This is a genomic window from Alteromonas sp. BMJM2, from assembly GCF_027257845.1.
In the GTDB taxonomy this organism is placed as follows: Bacteria; Pseudomonadota; Gammaproteobacteria; order Enterobacterales; family Alteromonadaceae; genus Alteromonas.
In genome coordinates this window covers 337,225-351,496 of sequence record NZ_JAPVOT010000003.1, presented here as the reverse complement: position 1 = coordinate 351,496, position 14,272 = coordinate 337,225, and the positions used below count along the sequence as shown (strand labels likewise).

At 44.9% G+C, this 14,272-nt stretch carries 16 protein-coding genes; 13 read left to right on the top strand and 3 right to left on the bottom strand.

What is annotated here, in order from left to right; all coding sequences use genetic code 11:
• Positions 1 to 314 precede the first annotated feature (314 nt).
• The 4 genes from rpmB (at position 315) to mutM (ending at position 2,308) form a co-directional block, all read left to right on the top strand.
• Positions 315 to 551 (top strand): 50S ribosomal protein L28, encoded by a 237-nt coding sequence (gene rpmB, locus O9X84_RS06000; protein ID WP_032094753.1) that lies wholly within the window; start codon positions 315 to 317, stop codon positions 549 to 551.
• An 11-nt stretch (positions 552 to 562) separates the two neighbouring features.
• Complete coding sequence (gene rpmG, locus O9X84_RS05995) at positions 563 to 718, top strand: 50S ribosomal protein L33 (RefSeq protein WP_013786148.1); 156 nt, start codon at positions 563 to 565, stop codon at positions 716 to 718.
• Between the two features lie 315 nt (positions 719 to 1,033).
• Positions 1,034 to 1,495, top strand: coding sequence for a hypothetical protein (locus O9X84_RS05990; protein WP_269518724.1), 462 nt, complete (start codon positions 1,034 to 1,036; stop codon positions 1,493 to 1,495).
• A 3-nt stretch (positions 1,496 to 1,498) separates the two neighbouring features.
• Positions 1,499 to 2,308, top strand: coding sequence for a bifunctional DNA-formamidopyrimidine glycosylase/DNA-(apurinic or apyrimidinic site) lyase (gene mutM / locus O9X84_RS05985; protein WP_269518722.1), 810 nt, complete (start codon positions 1,499 to 1,501; stop codon positions 2,306 to 2,308).
• 46 nt (positions 2,309 to 2,354) lie between these two features.
• On the opposite strand, the gene coaD is transcribed toward mutM, so the two are convergent.
• Together coaD and O9X84_RS05975 are read right to left on the bottom strand one after the other, a co-directional pair.
• Positions 2,355 to 2,843 carry a pantetheine-phosphate adenylyltransferase gene (gene coaD / locus O9X84_RS05980; RefSeq protein ID WP_032094750.1) on the bottom strand — a complete coding sequence of 163 codons (489 nt, stop codon included), beginning with the start codon at positions 2,841 to 2,843 and terminating at the stop codon, positions 2,355 to 2,357.
• 168 nt (positions 2,844 to 3,011) lie between these two features.
• A complete protein-coding gene (locus O9X84_RS05975; RefSeq protein ID WP_269518720.1) occupies positions 3,012 to 3,740 on the bottom strand; it encodes a 3-deoxy-D-manno-octulosonic acid kinase in 729 nt (242 codons plus the stop codon).
• 122 nt (positions 3,741 to 3,862) lie between these two features.
• Between O9X84_RS05975 and O9X84_RS05970 the strand changes: the two genes are divergently transcribed.
• The 8 genes from O9X84_RS05970 (at position 3,863) to glpG (ending at position 12,908) form a co-directional block, all read left to right on the top strand.
• A complete protein-coding gene (locus tag O9X84_RS05970; RefSeq protein ID WP_269518719.1) occupies positions 3,863 to 4,867 on the top strand; it encodes a glycosyltransferase family 9 protein in 1,005 nt (334 codons plus the stop codon).
• 102 nt (positions 4,868 to 4,969) lie between these two features.
• The gene (locus O9X84_RS05965; protein WP_269518718.1) at positions 4,970 to 5,440 is read left to right on the top strand and encodes a hypothetical protein; all 471 of its coding nucleotides are present in this window, start codon (positions 4,970 to 4,972) and stop codon (positions 5,438 to 5,440) included.
• Complete coding sequence (locus O9X84_RS05960) at positions 5,437 to 6,612, top strand: hypothetical protein (RefSeq protein ID WP_269518717.1); 1,176 nt, start codon at positions 5,437 to 5,439, stop codon at positions 6,610 to 6,612. The genes O9X84_RS05965 and O9X84_RS05960 overlap by 4 nt, the downstream gene beginning before the upstream one ends.
• Before the next feature lie 8 nt (positions 6,613 to 6,620).
• Positions 6,621 to 9,104 (top strand): putative bifunctional diguanylate cyclase/phosphodiesterase, encoded by a 2,484-nt coding sequence (locus O9X84_RS05955; RefSeq protein WP_269518716.1) that lies wholly within the window; start codon positions 6,621 to 6,623, stop codon positions 9,102 to 9,104.
• Positions 9,105 to 9,244: 140 nt separating this feature from the next.
• Complete coding sequence (locus O9X84_RS05950; RefSeq protein ID WP_269518715.1) at positions 9,245 to 10,441, top strand: glycine C-acetyltransferase; 1,197 nt, start codon at positions 9,245 to 9,247, stop codon at positions 10,439 to 10,441.
• On the top strand, positions 10,438 to 11,463 hold the full coding sequence (gene tdh, locus O9X84_RS05945; RefSeq protein ID WP_269518714.1) for an L-threonine 3-dehydrogenase: 1,026 nt from the start codon (positions 10,438 to 10,440) through the stop codon (positions 11,461 to 11,463). The genes O9X84_RS05950 and tdh overlap by 4 nt, the downstream gene beginning before the upstream one ends.
• On the top strand, positions 11,463 to 11,774 hold the full coding sequence (gene glpE / locus O9X84_RS05940; protein WP_269518713.1) for a thiosulfate sulfurtransferase GlpE: 312 nt from the start codon (positions 11,463 to 11,465) through the stop codon (positions 11,772 to 11,774). The genes tdh and glpE overlap by 1 nt, the downstream gene beginning before the upstream one ends.
• Before the next feature lie 231 nt (positions 11,775 to 12,005).
• Positions 12,006 to 12,908, top strand: a complete 903-nt coding sequence (glpG, locus tag O9X84_RS05935) for a rhomboid family intramembrane serine protease GlpG (protein ID WP_269518712.1) — start codon at positions 12,006 to 12,008, stop codon at positions 12,906 to 12,908.
• A gap of 32 nt (positions 12,909 to 12,940) precedes the next feature.
• On the opposite strand, the gene O9X84_RS05930 is transcribed toward glpG, so the two are convergent.
• The gene (locus tag O9X84_RS05930) at positions 12,941 to 13,357 is read right to left on the bottom strand and encodes a flagellar basal body-associated protein FliL (protein WP_269518711.1); all 417 of its coding nucleotides are present in this window, start codon (positions 13,355 to 13,357) and stop codon (positions 12,941 to 12,943) included.
• Positions 13,358 to 13,665: 308 nt separating this feature from the next.
• On the opposite strand from O9X84_RS05930, the gene O9X84_RS05925 reads away from it, so the two are divergent.
• Positions 13,666 to 14,262, top strand: a complete 597-nt coding sequence (locus O9X84_RS05925; RefSeq protein ID WP_269518710.1) for a chorismate--pyruvate lyase family protein — start codon at positions 13,666 to 13,668, stop codon at positions 14,260 to 14,262.
• Positions 14,263 to 14,272 lie beyond the last annotated feature (10 nt).

Here is a 14,272-nt window from a genome sequence, read left to right as displayed (position 1 = left end):
GCTTGCGTGATATGTTTGCGCCCACTTTATTTGTAGCTTTTGTTGAGCCAACTGCTCAATGTAAATTAGCACAAAAATAATCGGGTGTGGGTTGCGGTTATTAATTAAAGTACGGTAATTAGTAGTAGAAATGCCGAGATCGTAGAAAAAGCAGTTAAAAATTGAGCTTTTTTTACTTTTTTATTGAAATGATCCTGCCTTTGCTGTATAAAATGCGCCCTCTAATTTATAGTAATACGCCTTTTGACCCAACGACTATTTGAGTGGTGGGAACGACTGGCGCGACAGTTATCGTTGTTCTGGAGACAAATACAATGTCAAGAGTATGCCAAGTAACAGGTAAGCGTCCAACGGTTGGTAATAACCGTTCACACGCAAGAAATGCGACTCGTCGTCGCTTTTTGCCAAACCTTCAAACTCACCGTTTTTGGGTTGAGAGCGAAAGCCGTTTTGTTAAACTACGTTTGTCTGCGAAAGGCATGCGTATCATCGATAAGAAAGGTATTGACTCAGTATTAGCTGATGTTCGTGCCCGTGGTGAGAAAATCTAAGGAAGCCGACAATGCGCGATAAAATTAAACTAGTTTCTTCAGCAGGTACAGGTTTCTTCTACACTACTGATAAGAACAAACGTAACATGCCAGGCAAAATGGAGATCAAAAAGTTTGATCCTGTTGTGCGTAAGCACGTTATGTTCAAAGAGGCAAAAATCAAGTAAAGCCCTTTTAGAAAGAGCACTTGCTTTTGTCTCCACGAAAACCCGGCTTTTGCCGGGTTTTTTGCGTTTATTCGGTCACACGTTCTCAGTACTGATTGCTTTTCCGTTTTTCAGTGCATAACAAATCATAGTCGCACGTTGAGAGAAAAGCAGAAGCCGCGAGATCGTGGTGAGATCCTTCCCCCCAGCAAACATGACAGAGCCTTGAAATGTCCAAACTCGTGCAACAAAGATCAACACGCCCTAGTATCTTAAGAATTGAGGCTTTACTATAACTGCTCTAAAACTCCTTTTTCGTTGTAACGGGCATAGGCAATGGCAAAACTTTCACAGCGGGCAATGAATAACGTGGTCATCGTTGCCATGTTGGTCATGATTGCTTTGTTTAACATTGACAGCTTACGTCCTCAAAAAGATATCTCAGAAGTACGCAGTTTATTGCCGCAAAACGCCTATGTGTTAAAAATAGAGCATGACGACAGCCAGCTTGTTAGGAGTGGTCAGCAGTGGCGTCAACGCAGTACTGAGGGTAACCTTTCAATTAGTCCAGACGCACAAATAGGCGGGTGGCAAGAAGCGCGTCTTCGTTATTTAACTTCCCTTAAAAACGATATATCGGACATAGAGCCCCTTGTAGTTGTGGTGTGGCTGGCGGGTGAAACAAACGGTCGGGTTTACGCCTTTTACCCCACGCCTTCTGTCACCGTAGTGAAAGTAGACAATAATTGGTATGCATTAGACAATGTGTCCCTGAGTACATTGCTCCCATGGATATAACCAATGCCTGAGTTACCAGAAGTTGAAGTGAGCCGTTTAGGTGTATCACCGCATTTAATCAACAACACTATCGCAAACGTCATTGTTCGCGAGAGAAGGATGCGCTGGCCTATACCTGAAGAGGTTTCATTGGTGGTAGGACACAAAGTTAACAATGTTACGCGCAGAGCTAAGTACCTGTTAATTGAAACGGCCGTGGGAAGTTTGGTTTTACATCTTGGCATGTCTGGCAAACTACGGGTAATTGATGCGTCAACACCGCTAATAAAGCACGACCATGTTGATATTGTCCTAAACACTGGGCAATGTTTGCGCCTTAACGACCCTAGGCGCTTTGGTGCGGTGTTATTTCAAACACCTGATACGCAACTTGGTCTATTAGATAATTTAGGCCCAGAGCCGCTTACGGAAGCCTTTGATGAAAATCGTCTCTATACACTGTCTCGTAGTAGAAAAAGTCCTGTGAAAAGTTTCATTATGGATAATGCAGTTGTGGTTGGCGTGGGGAATATTTATGCAAATGAAGCGTTATTTTTAAGTGGTATCGACCCTCGCAGGCAAGCAGGTCGCGTAGGTGCAGAGCGTTATAAGCGTTTAACCCACAATATTAAACAGGTATTAGCGAAAGCAATCGCGCAAGGGGGAACCACCCTAAAAGACTTCGCGCAAACCGATGGTAAGCCGGGCTACTTCGCGCAGCACCTTAATGTTTACGGTAGGAAAGGGGAAGACTGTGAGGTGTGCGGGAACCCAATTCAAAGCAAAGTCATCGGGCAGCGCAATACCTTTTTCTGTATTCACTGCCAGCGGTAACGGCTCTTTTGCTCGCTTTTGCAAGCAGAATCAGGCGTCGGCAGAGCTATTTTTTCTTGCCTAATCGCTCTTGCAGGGCAGCCTCTACAACAGGGTGACAAAATCCGCTCACGGCACCGCGGTGAAGGGCAACTTCTTTTACTAACGTAGACGAGATAAACGAATTTTCCTCGGCAGGGGTGAGAAAGACACTTTCCAATTTAGGGTTAAGGCGTCTATTCATATTCGCTAGCTGAAATTCGTACTCAAAATCCGATACTGCTCGCAAGCCGCGAATGAGTATGGTGGCGTTTTGCTCATCAGCAAAGTCTGCAAGCAATCCGGTAAAACCTACTACTTCAACGTTAGGAAGGTCGGCGGTAACTTGCTTAATCATTTCCACACGCTCTTCTAGCGTGAACAAAGGCTTCTTACTCGGGTTTGATGCAATAGCTACAATCACGCGAGAAAATAATTGTGACGCTCGTTCAATAAGGTCGGCGTGCCCGTTTGTAATCGGGTCGAAAGTACCTGGATAAAGTGCTCTAGTATGCATGTTGTCGAATCTTTTTAGTTGTAAAATGAGTGTAGAGTAAGAGTAGAGTTAGGTTGTAGCGTAACTATTTAATACATCCGCGCCTTCAATGTAACACAGTTGTATCATAGTTAGGCGCTATTCCCATCGCTCTTATACTTGTCGCTGTATTGGCCAATATGAGTGTCGTTATGCTTTTCTGGCTGTTGACGAGTAGCCATCCAAACAATACTGCCATTCATCCATTGACCAATGAAAAGTGGCGTTCTTCTCTTTTTCTTTAAGCAGTGAGCGCAGTAATCTGTTGAGATTGCCGGCTTTCCATTGATGTCCTTGACGTTTCCGACAGCGGTCAAAATCAATGAGCCAAATGGCGTGCTTGTCATCCATCATAATATTGCGAATATTGGCATCGTGGTGGTACACCTGGCAGTTGTGCATTGCCGCCAGTGCGCGACCAACGGCGTGCCACTGATTTTGCTCAAGAGGCTCACGACACAGTACTCTGTGTAAGTCTTGGCTACCTGGTATTCTCTGTGTGATGAGATCCCCGCGATAAATAATACCTCTGCGGTGAATACGAGCGGCAACGGGCACGGGAACATTGAGTCCTTCTTTACGCATGTCAGAAAGTAGCCTGAACTCTTCAAAAGGACGAGAGGATTCAACCCCCAAAAACACATATTGATCACTCAGCAGCTTGCCAATAAGCCCGCCACGTTGGAAGTGTCGAAGTACCCAGCTGTGGTTATCATGCTCTATAAAAAGCGTTGTGCCTCTTCCTCGTGCATGGCCGACAATTTTATCTTGAAACTGCCAATACTCGTGGGTAAAAGTATCAATACTCGGTTCACCAATAATGGCGCTGTCGTATAGAAAGTGGTGACCGGCACCTAAGTCTCGTCGTATTGTCGCCATGTTACTCACAACTTATGGTAAATTTAACATTCTAACGGTTTATTAAAGTTTTTCAGCAACAGTTTTTCAGCAGTAGTTTTTCAGAAAAAAGAGAGCGCTAAGTGGGAAAGAAGATTTGTATAATGCGTTTATCTGCTATCGGCGACGTGTGTCATGCGGTTGCCATGGTTACTCGAATTCAAACTCAGTGGCCCGATGCCCAAATAACCTGGGTGATAGGAAAAGTTGAGCATCAACTCGTTAAGCTAATGCCTAATATACGCTTTATCATTTTTGATAAAAAGCGTGGCAAAGCGGCAGTAAAAGACCTTGAACAGGCGGTAAAAGGCGAGGTATTTGATGCCTTACTCATGATGCAGGTGGCTTTGCGAGCAAACTTAGCGTCTCGCGTCATAAAAGCAAAACAGCGTATAGGGTTTGATTGGGCTCGCAGTAAAGAGCTGCATTGGCTGTTTGCTAATAAACGCATATCGGCAAACCAGCATGCGCACGTGCTTGATGGGTTTATGGATTTTGCAGATGCATTGGGCGTTCCTCGTGTAGAAAAACCAGCTTGGCGTATTCCCGTTTCCGATGAAGTTAGTGAATGGGGCCTACAACAGGCTAAAGACCTTGGTAAGTATGTCGTTATTGCCCCCGCAGCGAGTAAGGCTGAGCGAAACTGGTTGCCAGAGCAATACGCGCGTATTGCCGAATATATTCAAAACAAAGGTGTTAACGTGATTCTGTGCGGCGGACCTGGAAGTTTAGACCGTGAAACTGCAGATGCAATAAAACAAAAAACAGATATCAACTTACAAGACTTTACGGGGAAAACGTCGTTGCATCAGCTGCTTATGTTGCTAAAGCACGCAATATTAGTTGTTGCGCCAGACACGGGGCCTGCACACATGGCAACCACTGTTAATACGCCAGTTGTGGGGCTTTATGCCCATTCAAATCCGTTGCGAACCGGGCCATATAATAATCTCAACAATGTCGCATCGGTTTACGATGAATGCATTAAAGAGCAAAAAGGCAAGGCGTGGCAAGAGTTGCCATGGGGCGTAAGAGCGAAAGGCGATAACCTCATGCAAAGAATTTCTTTCGAGCAAGTAAGAGAAAAAGTTCATCAATACATCGCATAGCGTACTTTTTACTGGGTAAATTGTTCAGCTTTTATCTACACTGTAATTATCTCACCCTATATTGCACTTTGCCTTTGTTTAAAAACAGGGAGCTGTTACTGAATGAAAACACCCTCGATAAGGCCGCTCTTAGAGTCTTTATCCCATATTTCTTATCGTACATTTCTTATTGTTATGTCTCTTTTTGCGACACCTTCTTTTTCATACGCCGATGACTTGAAGGTTATGGCGCACGAGAGCGTCTCCATATCTCAATTGAATCGCTCTGAGCTTCGTCAAATTTTTACTGGCCACCGTCAACATTGGCAAAACGGCAAAAAAATTACCGTTTTTGTATTACAAGATAACGACGAATTACATAAGCAGTTTTGCCGAGACATATTGCAGATGTTCCCTTATCAGCTATCTCGCTTATGGGATCAACTAACCTATTCAGGGCAAGGTGTTACGCCCGTAAGAGTGTCGTCATACGACGCTTTAATTGAAGCACTAGAGTCAACAGAAGGAGCTATCGGCTATGGTGATAAAAACGATATCGTTAAGCTGCGACGTATTGAGGTAGAAGAAAAATGAAAGGATTAATCTATTTTTCCTTGTTAGTGAGCAGCTTCGCTGTTTTCTCAGCTGATTCGGATTTCGCATGGCACGGTTACGCTTCCCAGGGGATAACTCAGTCTAACAGCAGTAGCTTTATCACTGACAGCGACGCTGTTACTGGTGAGCTTACCGAAATTGGTATTAACGGGCTTTACAGGTTGTCCGAAAATTTATCTATTGCAGGGCAAATAAATTACCTAGACGGCGGAAATAGGTTTGAACAAGGCGCACGTCTTGATTACCTATTTGTCGATTGGAAGCTTCCCGACTTAGGCGGCGGATGGCAAGCTCATATTCACGCCGGTCGCTTTAAAAACAGGCATTGGCTTTACTCAGTCACCCGTGATGTGCCGCAAACCCGCTATACCGCGGTACTGCCCCAATCTGTTTATTTTGATGGTTTTCGCGATATTGCCCTTGGCAGTAACGGCATATTGACCAGTTTTACCCACTATGGACAACACAATATTTGGGAATTGAACTGGAGCTATGGGCGCTCTAACATCAATTCGTCGCAACGAGACTTTTTATTAGGTGAAGAGGCGAACGGCGAGGCGAAGCAGGATTTTGTTCATCAAGCGAGTGTATTTTGGCAGCCTGCTTCCATGGCGTGGAAAGTGGGAGTTAGCTGGCTTAACTCAGACTTTAGCTATACCCCTTCACAGCAAGACAACCGTTTGGCTGGGGAGGCGAATGTAGAACGCTTTATGCTTTCAGCACAGTATTTTTCTGAGCATTGGGAAGTGTCTATGGAACTGCTGTCAGAAGCCCAGCACAGCAGGGGCTTATTTGCGCCAGACTTTAACGATAAGCGTCGAGGTGATGGCGGGTTTATCCAGTTCAGATATTTGTTCAATAGTCAGTTTAGCGGGCTAATCGGTTACGACACCTACGTTAATGATGTTAACGACAGAGACGGAAAACGTCTGGAGCAATTATCTAATGGTGCCGTACCTGCGTACTTTGGTTATCAAGACACTACTACCTTAGGCTTACGTTGGGACATCGCGCCTAAATGGCGGTTACAGGGTGAATATCATTGGGTTGAAGGGGCAACGAGGGTAGTAAGTTTGCTCGATCGCAATGTAGCAGAGCAAGCGGATAAAAACTGGCAAATGTGGTCGCTACAACTGATGTACTGGTGGTAACAAGCAATATGAAGGTTAAAGTATCATTTACTACCAAAACGATTGCTATATTAATGGCGATGGTGCTGACCGTAACGGTAGTGATCTCGGTGGTGCTGATACAAGAGTCGGAAGCGAGTTTGCTTTTGCAGCAAAAAGAAAACCAGATAAGTCACCAGCGGCGTATCCGGCTTTTTGAAGAGGTACTGCATAACCGCATGATTAATCTCATTGATATTGTTAGTCAGCAGCGAGACTTGCAAAGCAAAAATCTTGATGAGCTTCAACGCACACTCCAAAGTCTCTCGGAATACTTTACTCTTAACTTTCAAGTAGAAGAACTTCTGTTGTTTGATGAATCTGGTGCTGTAGGCACTAACGTTAGCCATTCGCGTGAAGAAGTAGTGCAATTAGTCAGCTCAACACGAGCTAGTTTTGAAAGTCGTTCAACGATTGTTTGCGACAAAGTCTGCACTCACTATATGTCTATTCCCATTATGAGCGAAGGTGAGACGGTGCCTGTCGTGGTCGTATCTACGTCAATGCGAGAGCTGCTGTACCTGTTTAATCGTGCCGCGGGGGTACACAAAGTAGCCATTGTGCAAATTTCACAGGCATTACAACAAGCAGAAGCGGCGTCAACTATTGCTGAAAACGTTATGACGCCGTCGATAATGCTAGCCAGTCAATTGTCTGCGGCTAATCGGGAGTATCTACAGCAGGTTTTTGAGCGGTTGCCCGCTGATTGGTCAGTGAACCGCTTAGTGACAAGGGGCAGTAATATCACCCTCAATAAAGAGCAGCTGCTTGTTAGTTTGCTACCATTTTCAAAAGGCAACGCCAACCGTCCTTATCTGCTACTTGTTCAGGATGTTACAGCAGCTGTGCAGCAGACAAATCAATATCAAGCCGTTGTAGTCGGCTCTGCCGTTATTTTATTTATTATATTTTCGATATTGCTATATCTGTTTTTAAATGGGTACAACCAGCGATTACTGTCTATCAGCGAGCGGCTTCCCATGTTGGCAGAGCACAAATTTACTGAATTTCATGCTAACGCCGCTAAACAGCGAAAGGTGTCAAGCTTAAAGCTAGTAGACGAGTTAGATGTTGTAGAAAGCGCAGCAAATAACCTGGCAAAGCAGCTAGAAGACTTTGATGGTCAAATGGCAATTAACACAGCCAAGCTAGAAAAAATGGCCATGTTTGATGTGCTTACTGGCTTGCCCAACCGTAATATGCTGACCTTTCAAATTGAAAAACAGCTTGCTCGCTCTTATCACGATGAAAAGCTCGTTGCACTGATGTTTATGGACTTAGATGACTTTAAGAAAGTGAACGATAGCCACGGTCACGATGTGGGCGATGCGCTATTAAGAGCCGCGGCTATGCGAATATCACGGCCTATTCGGGAGACAGACATCGCTTCTCGCTTCGGTGGCGATGAGTTTGTGGTTTTGCTTTCAGACATAGAAAGTCGCTCTCAGGTAGACGCTATTGCCAATAAGCTGCTCAGTGAATTCGCTGAGCCAATCGTTATTAATGGGCAGAAATTCTATATCTCTGTGAGCATAGGTATTGCCATTACCAGCCAAGCCCTAGCTACGCCCGTTGAGCTTTTGCGGCACGCCGATATTGCAATGTACGCAGCAAAGTCAAAGCAGGGTGCAGCCTACCGAGTGTATGAAGCGAAAATGAATTTGGCGGTCATGCAAAAGGTAGAGTTGGAATCTGAAGCTCGCGAGGCGCTTAGAGGTAATCAGTTTAGCCTTGCATTACAACCGCAAATTGAAATGCATACCGGTAAGCTCATTGGTTTTGAGGCGCTGCTTCGTTGGTTTCACCCTACTAAAGGTGCTATTTCGCCTGCCGACTTCATACCGCTCTTAGAAAATACGACTTTTATGCTTGAGCTAGACTACTGGGTTATTGCAAGAGCGTGCTCTCTTACCCAAGAGCTTGGTCACAGCGGCTATCGCAATATGAAAGTGGCCATAAATGTGTCGGCAGGACAATTTATCGACCCTAGTTTACCCGACTATCTTTACCAGCAAATAAGCCGCAATGATTTAGCGCCAGAGCAGATATGTCTTGAGCTTACAGAAACGGTACTTGTTTCTGATATCGATAGAGCTCGCGCTATTATGAACACAATTCATGAAATGGGATGTATGCTGGCGATTGACGACTTTGGTACCGGTTACTCTTCACTGAGTTATCTTAAATCGTTGCCTGCTGACTTTATTAAAATTGACCGCTCTTTTGTTTCCAACATCACCGACGATGCCGACGACAGAAATATCGTAAACTCCACGGTATCCATGGTACGCAACATGGGAATGCAGGTAATTGCAGAGGGCATAGAAACGCAAGCACAATACGATTTGCTGTGCGAATTTGATTGCGATTATGGGCAAGGCTTTATGATTAGTAAACCTATCCCAGAACAACATATTTGGCGCGAGTTGAGCACAAATGTTAAAGACGGTCACTGGAAACCGCCTCAAACTTAGCTTACGGCAGCAAGACTTAAAGGCAGGTGTGCTAAATAATTTACACACTTTATCGGCTTTCCTATCAAATAGAGCGTATCACTGTATATTCATCCTGAGGCTTTTACTAAAATACCCTTTTACGAATTTCGGAGAACGGCATGTCAGCGGCATTTATTTCCCATTTGCAATCGCAAATTGAAACCACCAAACAAGATGGTTTATATAAAAAAGAACGCGTGATCACATCTCAGCAGCAGGCTGATATCGATGTGGCTAATGGTGACCATGTCGTCAACTTCTGCGCCAACAATTATCTTGGTTTAGCAAACAATGAAAGCTTAATAGAGGCTGCCAAGCAAGGATTGGATACTCACGGTTTCGGCGTTGCTTCGGTGAGATTTATCTGCGGCACGCAGGATATTCACAAGCAGCTTGAAACGTCTATCAGCGAATTCTTAGGCACAGAAGACACCATTCTTTACCCGTCTTGTTTTGACGCAAACGGTGGGTTGTTTGAAACCATTCTTGGTCCAGAAGATGCCATTATTTCAGATGCCCTTAATCATGCAAGCATCATTGATGGCGTTCGCTTGAGCAAAGCAAGACGTTACCGCTATGCAAATAACGACATGGCAGCATTAGAAGAGCAGCTTATCAAGGCAAACGAAGAGGGCGCTCGCTTTAAAGTTATTGCTACCGATGGTGTATTTTCTATGGACGGCGTTATTGCCGACTTGGCTTCTATTTGCGACCTCGCAGATAAATACGATGCCATGGTAATGATTGACGATTGCCATGCTACCGGTTTTCTCGGGGAAAACGGCCGCGGAAGCCACGAATATTGTGGCGTTTTAGACCGCGTAGATATTATTACCGGCACCCTAGGTAAAGCGCTTGGTGGCGCCTCAGGTGGTTATACGTCGGGTAAAAAAGAAGTGGTTGAGTGGTTGCGTCAGCGCTCACGCCCTTACTTGTTTTCAAACTCAGTAGCGCCTCCTATTGTGGCAGCGTCGCTTAAAGTATTTGAAATGATGAAAGAGGGCGATGAACTTAGAGCCAAACTATGGCGCAACGCAGAACATTTCCGCAGTCGTATGGAAGACGCTGGCTTTACGCTGTCAGGTAAAGACCACGCTATTATCCCGGTTATGCTTGGCGATGCCCGTTTAGCGAGTGACATGGCAGACAAGCTGTTAGAGAAAGGTATTTACGTTATTGGGTTCTCTTATCCCGTGGTACCAAAGGGGCAGGCGCGAATTCGCACCCAAATGTCTGCGGGACACTCTATTGAGCATGTAGACAAAGCCATTGACGCGTTCATAGAAATTGGCCGCGAAATGGGAGTGATTTCATGAAGTCATTGGTAAAAGCAAAAGCCGAGCGCGGCATTTGGTTAGAAGACTCGCCAAAACCCGAGGTGGGGCACAACGACCTGTTAATAAAAATTCGCAAAACCGCTATCTGCGGCACCGATATGCATATTTACAACTGGGACGAATGGTCACAAAACACTATTCCCGTGCCTATGGTTGTGGGTCATGAATATGTGGGTGAAGTGGTTGGAATGGGTCAAGAAGTTAAAGGCTTCGAAATAGGCGACAGAGTGTCTGGTGAAGGTCATATTACCTGTGGGCATTGCCGTAACTGCAGAGCGGGTCGCAGACACCTTTGTCGCAACACCGAAGGGGTAGGGGTTAATCGCCCTGGCGCCTTTGCTGAGTTTCTTGTTATTCCTGCTTTTAACGCGTTTAAGATACCTCATAATATCAGCGATGAACTTGCGTCAATTTTCGACCCGTTCGGCAATGCGGTGCACACCGCGCTCAGTTTTGACCTTGTTGGCGAAGACGTGCTGATTACCGGCGCGGGACCCATTGGTATTATGGCAGCCGCTGTTGCAAAGCACGTGGGCGCACGTCATGTTGTCATTACAGACATCAATCCATATCGTCTAGCCCTTGCTGAAAAAATGGGCGCTACCCGTGCTGTCAATGTGTCTAAAGAAGACCTGAAAGATGTCATGAACGACTTAGGGATGACAGAAGGCTTTGATGTGGGGCTTGAAATGTCGGGCGTGCCTGTTGCGCTTCGCGATATGCTAAATAAAATGAATCACGGCGGTAAAGTCGCCATGCTTGGTATCCCGCCAAGTGATGTAGCCATCGACTGGAACCAAGTTATCTTCAAAGGACTCGTGATCAAAGGCATTTACGGTCGCGAAATGTTCGAAACCTGGTATAAAATGGCAAGCCTGCTTCAAAGCGGTTTAGACCTTACCCCAATCATTACTCATACTTATAGCGTAGATGACTTTCAGAAAGGGTTTGATACCATGGGGTCAGGGCAATCAGGTAAAGTTATTTTGGACTGGCAATAATGACCACATTTTCTCATATCAGCGTGCAAGACGTTGCTGATTTTTCGGGCACGGTATCTATTGTTGATATTCGCGATCCACAATCTTACGCGAACGGGCACATGCCTAACGCAGCGCCGCTGAACAATGACAATTTCGCTACGTTTGTAGAGCAAACGCCGAAAGACACGCCTGTTGTTGTGGTGTGTTATCACGGTGTGAGCAGTCAGCAAGCTGCCCAAGTTATCGCGCAGCAAGGTTTTGAAACGGTATACAGCATGGATGGGGGCTTTGAGGCCTGGCGTTTAGCTAACCCAGTAGAAACAGAGTAAACCACCCATTTAGTTAGAAGCTTAATGAAGGTGCTCATCTCAACACGCCCTAGGGTGTGATGAGATGAGCACCTTTATTTTTATCCTTTCCCTCATAACGCTTTATCAATACACTTGTTCAATAGATAAACTGGTCTACCGTGTTATTTTCCTTTTTACACCCATGTTTATTGTATTCATATTTATTAGATTCGGTATTTCGAGTCATGTGTTTTGGAGCTACCTCAGCCTATGGGCCAACCATTAATCGCGTTCAATCAGCAAAGTGCTGCGCACCTTCTCGCCAATTATCTTAATAGCCAAGGGGTTACTGCTTCTGTTAAACAACAGGCTTCATCACAACAGTCTGCATCGTCAGAGTTTGTTGTATTTATTGATGATGCTGAGCACACCGCGCAAGCAGAGCTTATAGCTAAAGACTTTATTGCAAACCCAGGTCACCCAAAATATCAACAGGCAGCATGGGACAATGGTCAAAATGTTCAGCTAGCAGCGTCGCCCAGCGGGTTTTCCGTTAAACACATTGCCGCAAATGCTATTTCAGCGCCATTTACGTCTTTGGTGTTTATTCTGTGCTTATTGGTTTACGGCTTATCTTTGCTAGGACTATTTGCGCCTATTGCACAACATTTGCTGATGCAGCCTTTTGGCCTGCTGGCAGAAAACCATCAGTGGTGGCGGCTATTAGGCCCGGCATTTATACATTTCAGTGTGTTGCACATTGTGTTTAATTTATTGTGGTGGAGTATGCTTGGCGCCAAAATAGAGCGTACTTTTGGTATTACTATGCTCATCATTGTTTTTATAGTGTCAGCGGTAGTATCTAATGCGGCTCAGGCGCTATTTAGTGAGCCAGTGCAGGCTAACCTATTTCTATTTGGTGGCCTTTCTGGTGTTGTGTATGCCGTTATGGGATTCGTTTGGTGGCTAGGTTGGCTGCGCCCCAGTTGGGGGCTATCGTTACCCAATTCTATTGTAGGCTTTATGTTGGTGTGGCTAGTACTTGGCTTTGCGGACACACTCTTTGCTAATGTATTGGGGGTAAACATGGCAAACGCTGCGCATACGGCGGGTTTAATCACCGGATGCTTACTGGCTGCAATGCTCAGTTTAGGTGCCAAAAAGCCTGGCTGAAGAGGGCTGGCGAGCAATCGATGTTGTATAGACTAATCGCCCTGATATAGATACTTGGTAAATATCACGTTTTTGATCACTTCGCCGCCAGTCTCTTCTTTCATGTGCTCTTTTAATGCTTTTAAAAGCGCTAATCGAATGTCTTCACGGCCCGTAAGAGACTTCACTTTTTCAGCGGGCTGTTGACCAAATATTTCGATAGCAGTAGAGCGTAAAAGCGGCATGTGATGCTCTGCAATCTCTAACTGATCAACGTCATATACCATGAGCTCAACCTGAACACGAACATAACCCAGCTTACGGGCGCTGTCGCTAATGTAGTTAGTGACGATTTCTGGTTCAAGGCCAATATAGGCAAAACTTGATTTCTCTTGTGCTTGAGCACTAAACGAAGTGCTTAGCAAAAGCGCACTTACCGCTAAACAATGTAAAATTAAAGACTTAAGCATGGGCGAACCAAAAAAGAAATGAATTGAAAACAGCCTTATTGTAGCAAAGCTGAAGTTAAACGCACTACTGCAAAAGTAGTACGCCTTTTTAAACGTAAAAAATACTGGAAGAGGCCAGCCTTTATGAGCGATGGAAATACAAAGTTTGGTCTTTCCTAGCGATTACAGCGCAAAAATAAATGTTATGATGCCAGTAGTAAAGCGAAATACATTCTTAAGAGTGTTAATAGCGCTAGCAGTGAGTGTTTTGTAGTGGTTCTTTTGAAGTGAGTCTTTGTAAATGAGTCTTTGTAAATGAGTGCTTTAGAGTGAGTCTTATCGCCGACTTTCCCATTGGGCTTGCCGTTGATTGGCTTTCTTTAGCAGAAGTAAACATACCTGAGCCAAGGTTAAAAAACTGGCTGCTGGATACTGGCTCTTTAACCGAAAGAGTGCAGTCGGCTTGCGGTGAATTTTCGCTGCAGCTTTTAGGGCAGCAAACGTTAGAGCCTCACAGCACTGAGTTACCCCTGTTACAAGCGAACGGGCAAACAACCTATCAAATACGAGAGATTGTTTTATGTGGTGATGAACAGCCTTGGGTATTTGCTCGCTCAGTGATTCCTCAAGCTGTTATAGACGCAGAACTGTCTAACCTAGGCAGTGAACCATTAGGCAAACGATTGTTCAATGACAAGCGATTTGTACGCTCTGAGTTTCAAGTATGTACGCTACCTTATGCGCAGTTTCCTCAGCACCTCGCTGAACAATCAAGCTCGCAATTAAGTACGCAGTTAAAAAACAATACAAAGCAAAACTTGTGGGGTAGGCGGTCTGTGTTTACCTTTGGGTCTCATCATTTGATTGTTGCAGAAGTGTTTCTTCCAGGCTCACCGGCTTACGGGCAAAATAATCTTCAGAAATAAGTGGTAAAAA

Bases quoted from the DNA above. Each gene is read 5' to 3' on its own strand.
- rpmB (WP_032094753.1), top strand. From the start codon at position 315: ATGTCAAGAGTATGCCAAGTAACAGGTAAGCGTCCAACGGTTGGTAAT.
- O9X84_RS05965 (WP_269518718.1), top strand. From the start codon at position 4,970: ATGAAAACACCCTCGATAAGGCCGCTCTTAGAGTCTTTATCCCATATT.
- tdh (WP_269518714.1), top strand. From the start codon at position 10,438: ATGAAGTCATTGGTAAAAGCAAAAGCCGAGCGCGGCATTTGGTTAGAA.
- glpE (WP_269518713.1), top strand. From the start codon at position 11,463: ATGACCACATTTTCTCATATCAGCGTGCAAGACGTTGCTGATTTTTCG.
- O9X84_RS05930 (WP_269518711.1), bottom strand. From the start codon at position 13,357: ATGCTTAAGTCTTTAATTTTACATTGTTTAGCGGTAAGTGCGCTTTTG.
- mutM (WP_269518722.1), top strand. From the start codon at position 1,499: ATGCCTGAGTTACCAGAAGTTGAAGTGAGCCGTTTAGGTGTATCACCG.
- O9X84_RS05955 (WP_269518716.1), top strand. From the start codon at position 6,621: ATGAAGGTTAAAGTATCATTTACTACCAAAACGATTGCTATATTAATG.
- O9X84_RS05950 (WP_269518715.1), top strand. From the start codon at position 9,245: ATGTCAGCGGCATTTATTTCCCATTTGCAATCGCAAATTGAAACCACC.
- O9X84_RS05960 (WP_269518717.1), top strand. From the start codon at position 5,437: ATGAAAGGATTAATCTATTTTTCCTTGTTAGTGAGCAGCTTCGCTGTT.
- rpmG (WP_013786148.1), top strand. From the start codon at position 563: ATGCGCGATAAAATTAAACTAGTTTCTTCAGCAGGTACAGGTTTCTTC.
- glpG (WP_269518712.1), top strand. From the start codon at position 12,006: ATGGGCCAACCATTAATCGCGTTCAATCAGCAAAGTGCTGCGCACCTT.
- O9X84_RS05990 (WP_269518724.1), top strand. From the start codon at position 1,034: ATGGCAAAACTTTCACAGCGGGCAATGAATAACGTGGTCATCGTTGCC.
- coaD (WP_032094750.1), bottom strand. From the start codon at position 2,843: ATGCATACTAGAGCACTTTATCCAGGTACTTTCGACCCGATTACAAAC.
- O9X84_RS05970 (WP_269518719.1), top strand. From the start codon at position 3,863: ATGCGTTTATCTGCTATCGGCGACGTGTGTCATGCGGTTGCCATGGTT.
- O9X84_RS05975 (WP_269518720.1), bottom strand. From the start codon at position 3,740: ATGGCGACAATACGACGAGACTTAGGTGCCGGTCACCACTTTCTATAC.